Source organism: Streptomyces sp. NPDC007162 (assembly GCF_040634175.1).
GTDB lineage: Bacteria > Actinomycetota > Actinomycetes > Streptomycetales > Streptomycetaceae > Streptomyces.
The window spans coordinates 1-6,889 of the sequence record NZ_JBEYFC010000478.1; the positions used below are offsets into that span (position 1 = coordinate 1).

Consider the following 6,889-nt stretch of genomic DNA (forward strand, 5'->3'; position numbering starts at 1 on the left):
CCAGGCCGAGGCCCTCGCCGAGTGGATCCGCGCCAAGGGCTGCGAGGGCGTCCCCCCACGGGCTCTTCCTCGCAGACCCCGCTGCGGCCCACCGCGGGGTCTGTCGGACGGCCGGGGCGGAGCGGGGCAGGGAGGGCAGGGAGGGCAGGGAGGGCAGAGAGGACAGCTGGTCATCCGGGGGCATGTCCGCTGAAGTGGTCCGGCCCGGCCGGGGGTGCCGTTCCCGGCCGGGCTCGTTCTCCTACCAGGCCACCGGCAGCTCCAGCGGGAACCGTCGGATCGTCTCCGTGTCCCAGCGCAGATCCTCCGCCGGCACCGCGAGTCGCAGGCTGGGGAATCTCTCGACGAGGCGGCCGACGGCCACTTCGAGTTCCGCCATCGCCAGCGGCATCGCGATGCACCGGTGTCCGCCCCAGCCGAAGGTCATGTGCGGGACGCTGGGGCGGTCCACGTCGATCTCGTGCGCGTCCGGATACCGCTCCGGGTCCCGGTTGGCCGTCAGGTACGACACGTGCACGAAGTCGCCCGCCTTGATCCGCGCCCCGTCCAGTTCCACGTCCTCCAGAGCCACCCGCGGGATTCCGACCCCCTTGCGGAACGGAATGCAGCGCAGCAGTTCGTGCACGACGTCGGTCAGGGTCTCGGGCCTGCGTGCGAGGTGCCGCATCAGCTCGGGACGGGTCAGGAGCAGGTAGACGATGTTGCTGATCTGGCAGGTCGCCGTGTCCTGGCCGCTGAGCGCCAGCGTCAGGGTCATGACCGCCAGCTCCCTGTCGTCGAGCTGCTCCTCGCCCTCCCGCGCCGCGGCCATCGCGCTGATGATGTCGGGGCCGGGGGAGGTACGGCGCTGCGCGACGAGTTCGGCGAAGTAGGCGGTCAGCTCGGCCTTGGCCGTCGCGGCGGCCTCCTTGGTGCCCGCGCCGACGACGAGCAGCCGGTGTACGGACTCCTCGATCCGGGGCCATTCCTCCCTCTCGATGCCGAGAAGGTCGAGGACGGCGTGCTGGGGGAGCCGGTTGGACAGGTGCCGGACCAGGTCGGCCGGCGCTCCTTCCTTCTCCATCTCGTCCAGGAGACGGTCCGTGAGCCAGACGATCCGGTGCCGCATGCCGTCGACCTGCTGCTGGGTGAAGGCCTGCGAGGCCAGGTGGCGGACGCGGCTGCTGTGCGGCGGGTCCATCACGTTGATCGATTCCGGCGAGACGATGGGCTCCGGCGTCATCCGGGGATAGTCGTGACCGATGATGCCCGCCCTGCTGAACCGCGGGTCGGTGGTCACCTGCTTGACGGCGTCGAAGCCGGTGATCAGCCAGGCGTCCGCCGCGCCGTAGGGCAGCCGGATACGTGCGGGGGAGCGGCGTTGCATCAGATCGGCGAGCGCGGGGTCGAAGTCGAGCGCTTCGCTGAAGTCGAACGGGCAGATGCTTGTCTCGTTGTCCGCGGCCATCAGCCGGTTCCTCCAGAGATGGGGTACGACGTCGGTGGTGGGCCTCCCCTCGCGGAAATGCAAGCACGGCAGACCGCGTCGACCGCTGACCGGCACAGGTGCACCCGGCCAGGTGGGCTAACACGGAGTCGCTGTGATGTCTCCCACGAGGTCTTGTCGCGACCGGACGGACTCCCTAAATTCGGTCATATGTCCGACAAAGATTCCTCCCTTCCTGCCGAGCCGGTCGAGTTCTCCGTCGATCTCACCGGGCACGAGATGACCCGGCGGGCCCATGTCATGAACGCGCTCGGCGCCGAGTGGGACCCCGTCGAGGTCATGCGGGGCGAGGAGGAGGCGTACGACCTGCTGTACTCCGGGCTCGACGAGGAGCAGCAGCGGCTGTACGACTCGCTGGTCGAGGCCGGAGTGCTGCCCCGGCGCGCCTGACCCTCCCCGAGTCCTACCGGTGCGGTGTTTGCGTCCGCGACGGGTGACCGGCGCCGAAACCACCCGTCAGGGGTGAGGCGACCTGCCTGACCGGGCCGGATGCTGCTGGGAAGCGGGCGGTGGGGCCGGGCGGACGAAGGGACGGACGGGCGATGGGCGACGACAAGGTCGAGCGCGACGGGAGAGCCGAGCGCATAGCCGAGTTCATCGAGCCGCTGCGGGTCGAGCCCGGGACCAAGGTACGGCTGGCCAAGGACTTCGACCCCGGCTACAAGGCGGGCATCAGCAAGAAGAAGGACGGCGTCGAACTGCTGCGCATCGGCGTCGAACTGCTCGCCGACTACCAGCGACGGCTGGCCGCCCAGGACACCTACGGAGTGCTGCTGTGCCTCCAGGCGCTGGACGCCGGCGGCAAGGACGGCACGATCCGCCACGTGATGAGCGGAGTGAACCCGCAGGGCGTGCGCGTGTCCAGCTTCAAGGTGCCCTCGAACGAGGAACTCGACCACGACTTCCTGTGGCGCTACACCCGCGAACTGCCCCGGCGCGGAGAGATCGGCATCTTCAACCGCTCGCACTACGAGGAAGTGCTCGTCGTCCGGGTCCATCCGGAGAACCTGCTCCGGCAGAAGCTGCCCGACGCGGCCCGCGGACCTGACGTGTGGGAACGGCGCTACCGGGAGATCAACGACTGGGAACGTTATCTGAGCGACAACGGATTCAGGATCGTAAAACTGTTTCTGAACCTGTCGAAGGAAGAACAGCGCTCCCGTTTCCTCGAACGCATCGACGTTCCCGAGCGGAACTGGAAGTTCTCGTCGGCCGACATACGCGAACGGGCCCGGTGGGACGACTACCAGCAGGCCTTCTCCCAGATGCTGTCCGAAACCAGCACGCCATGGGCGCCCTGGTACGTCGTCCCCGCCGACCACAAGTGGTTCGCCCGGGTGTGCGCGGCCGCCGTCCTCGCGCACACGCTCATCGGCATCGACCCCCGGTACCCGCACGTCAGCGGCGCGACCCTGCGTGAACTGGCCGAGGCCAGGCGGGAACTGAAGGCGGAGAAGAAGCACCGGTGACGAAGGAGAGTGACGACCGGCCCGGGACGGAGGCACCTTCATGACCGCGCAGACAGACACGTCGCAGGACCGGGAGACGGGCGGCCGGCCGTGGTACGCGCGCCCGCCTGCGGAGGTGGCCGCGGCGTTCGAGGTGGATCCGGCCGCCGGGCTGACCACCGCACGCGCCGCGGAACTGCTCCGTACGCACGGCCCCAACGCACTGCCCGAGGAGAAGCCGCTGCCGGGCCGGCGCCGCTACCTCGCCCAGTACCGCAGCTACATGCAACTGGTCCTGCTGGGTGCCGCCGTCGTCTCGCTCGTCATCAGGGAGTGGAGCACCGGGGTCCTGCTGCTCGTCCTGACCGTCGTCAACGCGGTCGTCGGGATGCGCCAGGAGGGCAAGGCCGACAGCGCCATGAACGCGCTGAAGTCGATGATGAAGGCGACCGCGCGGGTGCGCAGGGACGGCACCGAGTCGAAGGTGCCCGCCGAGGAGGTCGTCCCCGGCGACGTGGTGCTGCTCGCGGCGGGCGACGAGGTGCCCGCGGACGGCCGTGTCGTCACCGCGAACGCCCTGGGGATCGACGAGTCGGCACTGACCGGCGAGAGCGTCCCGGCCGCCAAGGAGCCGGGGGTGCTCACCGGAACCGGACTGCCGCCCGGCGAACGCCACAACATGGCGTTCATGAACACCCCCGTCACCCACGGCAGCGGCACCATGGTGGTCACCGCCACCGGCGTGGACACCGAACTCGGCCGTATCTCCGGCATGCTGTCGCGCACCCGCCGGGAGGCCTCGCCGCTGACCAGGGAGATGAACCGGCTCACCCTGTGGATCACGGCGACGGCCGGGGTGACGATGATCCTGATGTTCGTGCTCGGCCGCGGCCGCGGCACGGCGTGGGACGCGCTGTTCGTCAGCGCCGTGTCGCTGGCGATCGCCGCCATCCCGGAGGCGCTGCCGACCGTGTCCCAGACGATCCTGTCCATCGGCGCGATCGACCTGTCCCGGCGGCGGGCGATCGTCAAGGACCTGCCGTCGGTGGAGGCGCTGGGGTTCACCTCGGCGATCAACTCGGACAAGACCGGCACGCTCACCATGAACCAGATGACCGCGGTCGAGGTCATCGACCCCGGCGACCGCTACACCGTCTCCGGCACCGGTTACGGCCTCGAGGGCAGGATCCGGCACCCGGTCGGCGGCGCCTCCGACATGACGGACGCGATCCTGCCCTACCTGGTCGCCAACGACGCCCGCCTGGTGGACGGCAAAGTGGTCGGCGACCCCACCGAGGGTGCCCTGCTGGTCCTCGGCCACAAGGCGGGCCTGGACGTCGACGCCACCCGGGAGCGGCTGCCGCGGCTGGCCGTGCTGCCCTTCGACCCCGCCTACAAGCTGATGGCCACCTTCAACCGGGCCACCGACGAGACGGGCCGTCCCGTGGTCCGCTGTTTCGTGAAGGGCGCGGCGCCCGCCGTGATGGCCCGCGCGGCCACCGCACTGCGCGAGGGCAGGTCCGTCCCCTGGGACGACGCCCTGCGGCGACGGGCGCAGGAGCACGTCGAGCGGATGGGCGGCGAGGGCCTCCGGGTGATGGCCGCCGCCCGCCGCGACCTGGACCCGGCCGACTTCGACCCGGCCGGCGACCTCCTCGGCCATGTCACCGACCTGCAGATGACCAGCCTGGTCGGGATGGTCGACCCGCCGCGCGCCGAGTCGAGGGCCGCCGTCGCCGACGCGCAGGCCGCGCACATCAGGGTCCGCATGGTCACCGGCGACGACGTCGTCACGGGCGCCGCCATCGCCCGGCAGCTCGGCATCGAGGGCGAGGCCGTGCTCGGCGCCGACTTCGCGGCACTTTCCGAAAGCGAACGTCTCGCGCGGATCGACGGCATCGGTGTCGTCGGCCGGGTGGCACCCGAGCACAAGGTGCTGCTCGCCGACACCCTGAAGAAGAAGGGCGACGTGGTGGCCATGACCGGCGACGGCGTCAACGACGCCCCCGCGATCAAGGCCGCCGACGTCGGCATCGCCATGGGCTCCGGTACGGAGGTCGCCAAGAACGCGGGCCGGATGGTGCTCTCCGACGACAACTTCGCCACGATCGTCTACGCCGTCGAGCAGGGCCGCAAGATCTACGACAACCTCACCAAGTACATCCGGTTCGTGCTCGTCCTGCTGGTGGTGTTCGTCCTGACGTTCCTCGGCGCGACGCTGTTCGACATCGCCGCCGGGGAACCGTTCCCCCCGGCACAGGTGCTGTGGATCCACTTCTTCGTCAACGCGGCCTTCGGCTTCGCGCTCGGCTTCGACCGGCAGAGCCCCGGCCTGATGGCCCGCAGGCCGCGCTCGCGCGGCGCGCACGTGCTGTCCCGGGGCGTGATGCTCACCGTCGGCCTGTCCGGACTGACGATCACCGTCGGGCTGCTCTGCCTGATCGAACTCGGCAGGTCCCGCTACGGCAGTGTCGCGGTCGGCCAGTCGATGGCGTTCACGTCCTTCGCGCTGTGCCTGATCGTGGCCGCGCTTCAGTGCCGCAGCGAGCGGGCCACCGTCCTCACCACCGCCAGCTTCGACAGCAAGCAGATGAACCGGGCGATGCTGATCGAGTTCGTCCTCGCGGTCCTGGTCACCCAGACGGACGCCTTCCGCCGGCTGCTGGGGACGACCGAGCTGAACCTGGCCCAGTTCGCCTGGACGCTCGTCCCGGCCGTGGCGCTGCTGGCGCTGTGGGAGCTCGGCAAGTTCCTCGCCCGCTGGAACGGCCGGCCGGTCGCGGGGACCTGACAGCGCCCCACCGTTCCCGCGGCTCATCCTCGGGAACGGCTGCCGGTGCGCCGACGCCGAGGGGTGAGCGCCAGCCGCAGCACCCGCCGCCAGTCGGCCGGGGGCCGGTTCGGCGGGGCACCCGGCCGGTGCCGGGGCACGCGGACCCGCAGCGCCCCGGGGAAGATCCGGCAGACCACCGGCGCGGGCAGCACGACGGACTCCCCGTCGATCCCGGCCGGGACGGTGCCACCCCGCCCAAGCGCGCCGGTGCCCGTGAAGGCGTCCGCGCCGCCGTCCGCGCCGGAACCTGACCCGGGACCCGCGTCGGTGCCCGTGCCCGGATCCGGTCCCGGGCTCGCGTCGGTGTCCGTGTCGACGACGACCTTGCGGGTGGTCAGCCGGGTCACGGCAGGTGACCGGCGGCCGCCGGCCAGCAGGCGGGCCGCCCCGGCGGAGCTGTCGACGCACACACCGAGCACGCCCAGCCGCCCGGAGTCCAGGCTCTCCCGCAACCCGGGGCGGGCCGGGTCGGCCAGGCGCCGGTAGGGGTTGTTGCTGACGAGCACGGCCTGCAGCCCTCCGGCGCGCCGACGCCCGGCGCGCATTCTCAGGCGCGGCGCGTCGGGACCGGTGAGCAGGGCGGGCAGCATCTGCAGGACGGTGCGCAGTTTCGCGTCCCGGTAGCCGGGGTCGCCGACGACGGCCGCGTACGTGCCGAAGGACGCGTTGTTGACGAACACCCGTCCTGCGGCGTACCCGAGGTCCACACGGAGCTCCAGGGCGTCGGTGAACGCCTCCAGCGCGGCCGCGGGGTCGTCGCGGTCGAGACCGAGGTCGAGGGCGAAGTGGTTGCGGGTGCCGGCCGGGATCACCACGAACGGCACGTCGTGCCGGGCCGCGACCTCGGCGACCAGCGCCTGGGTGCCGTCCCCGCCGGCCACCGCCAGCAGGTCGGCCCCCTCCGCCAGCGCCCGCCGGGCCAGCTCCGCCACGTCCTGGTGGTGCGCCGGATCCAGCAGGACCACCCGGGCACCCGCCGCCCTCGCCTTCTCGGCGAGCCCGAAGCGCGCCACCTTGCCCCCGCCGGAGCGCGGGTTCATGACCACCCAGGCAGGAAGAAGAAGGGCGCGCTCGGCGGCGGCGCCGACAGCGGCGACTTCTCGACCTCTCCCGTCGCCCGGC

Annotated in this window: 5 protein-coding genes; 3 read left to right on the forward strand and 2 right to left on the reverse strand. The window is 71.4% G+C overall.

Annotated elements, in window-relative coordinates; all coding sequences use genetic code 11:
• Positions 1-241: 241 nt before the first annotated feature.
• On the reverse strand, positions 242-1,447 hold the full coding sequence (locus ABZ646_RS36595) for a cytochrome P450 (RefSeq protein ID WP_360528958.1): 1,206 nt from the start codon (positions 1,445-1,447) through the stop codon (positions 242-244).
• A 189-nt stretch (positions 1,448-1,636) separates the two neighbouring features.
• Between ABZ646_RS36595 and ABZ646_RS36600 the strand changes: the two genes are divergently transcribed.
• The 3 genes from ABZ646_RS36600 to ABZ646_RS36610 all read left to right on the forward strand — a co-directional run bounded on the left by ABZ646_RS36600 (position 1,637) and on the right by ABZ646_RS36610 (position 5,725).
• On the forward strand, positions 1,637-1,876 hold the full coding sequence (locus tag ABZ646_RS36600) for a DUF6400 family protein (protein ID WP_360528961.1): 240 nt from the start codon (positions 1,637-1,639) through the stop codon (positions 1,874-1,876).
• A gap of 152 nt (positions 1,877-2,028) precedes the next feature.
• The gene (locus tag ABZ646_RS36605) at positions 2,029-2,955 is read left to right on the forward strand and encodes a polyphosphate kinase 2 family protein (protein ID WP_360528964.1); all 927 of its coding nucleotides are present in this window, start codon (positions 2,029-2,031) and stop codon (positions 2,953-2,955) included.
• 40 nt (positions 2,956-2,995) lie between these two features.
• Positions 2,996-5,725: an HAD-IC family P-type ATPase gene (locus ABZ646_RS36610; RefSeq protein WP_360528967.1), complete on the forward strand. Its 2,730-nt coding sequence runs from the start codon at positions 2,996-2,998 to the stop codon at positions 5,723-5,725.
• A 23-nt stretch (positions 5,726-5,748) separates the two neighbouring features.
• On the opposite strand, the gene ABZ646_RS36615 is transcribed toward ABZ646_RS36610, so the two are convergent.
• A partial coding sequence (locus tag ABZ646_RS36615) for a diacylglycerol kinase family protein (protein WP_360528970.1) occupies positions 5,749-6,889 on the reverse strand: 1,141 nt, incomplete at its 5' end.

Bases quoted from the DNA above. Each gene is read 5' to 3' on its own strand.
- ABZ646_RS36600 (WP_360528961.1), top strand. From the start codon at position 1,637: ATGTCCGACAAAGATTCCTCCCTTCCTGCCGAGCCGGTCGAGTTCTCC.
- ABZ646_RS36605 (WP_360528964.1), top strand. From the start codon at position 2,029: ATGGGCGACGACAAGGTCGAGCGCGACGGGAGAGCCGAGCGCATAGCC.
- ABZ646_RS36595 (WP_360528958.1), bottom strand. From the start codon at position 1,447: ATGGCCGCGGACAACGAGACAAGCATCTGCCCGTTCGACTTCAGCGAA.
- ABZ646_RS36610 (WP_360528967.1), top strand. From the start codon at position 2,996: ATGACCGCGCAGACAGACACGTCGCAGGACCGGGAGACGGGCGGCCGG.